The organism is Thalassospira sp. MCCC 1A01428, assembly GCF_002115825.1.
Classification (GTDB): domain Bacteria; phylum Pseudomonadota; class Alphaproteobacteria; order Rhodospirillales; family Thalassospiraceae; genus Thalassospira.
In genome coordinates this window covers 1-710 of sequence record NZ_JFJZ01000155.1, presented here as the reverse complement: position 1 = coordinate 710, position 710 = coordinate 1, and the positions used below count along the sequence as shown (strand labels likewise).

The 710-nt window shown below is 49.2% G+C and carries 1 protein-coding gene; it reads right to left on the bottom strand.

Annotated elements, in window-relative coordinates; translation table 11 throughout:
- Nucleotides 1-423: Rha family transcriptional regulator (locus THS27_RS26370; RefSeq protein ID WP_139835781.1), on the bottom strand; the 423-nt coding region annotated here is incomplete at its 3' end.
- Nucleotides 424-710 lie beyond the last annotated feature (287 nt).

Genomic DNA, 710 nt, shown 5'->3' with positions numbered 1-710 from the left:
AATGGCGGTTACCTTTTTGACAACGGTTTTAACGATGCCCAGGGCGCGCACCAGTTCGTCGGGGATGGTGCGCAGGGTTTGTTCCATAGCGTTGAATTGCGCGATGTAGGATTCCTTAAATCCTGCCGCAGATTTTCCAGTGAAGCCCATTGCCAGAAACGTAAATCCGTCTTTGGTCATGTCGAAGGCACGGGACTTGATGGTGCTGCCATCTGGCCGTTTAACGTCTGCAACCACCTCCGCAAAATTGTGGAGGTGGTAGTGCTTGCTGCATTCCAGCTTATCAATGGCGCGAAGAACATCCGCGTGTCGCTTGCCGAAATATGCCGCGACATCGCGGCTGTTGGTCATGATCTGACCGTGTTTGTTGAACACGGCAGGTTGCCCGGCGTTGTCGTTGAAGGCTTTTAATGCTGTTGACATGGGAAAATGCACCTATGCGGTTGATGATGCCGCAAAGGTTTCCATAAAAGAAACTAAATGACAAGATAAATGTTTCTATAATTGAAACTATTGCCGTTAGGGTTCGTTTTGTCGAAGAATATCACCGGCTGAAAATTCAGATGGTGGTTCCGAGCCAGACAATTAACGGTGACGCGTTTTACCGGCTCAATTTTCAGCCGGTAATCATCGAAGAATACCACCAGCGCAATTTTGCACCGGTGGTTCCGAACCGGATAGTTAATGGCGACGCGTTTTACCGGCTCAAT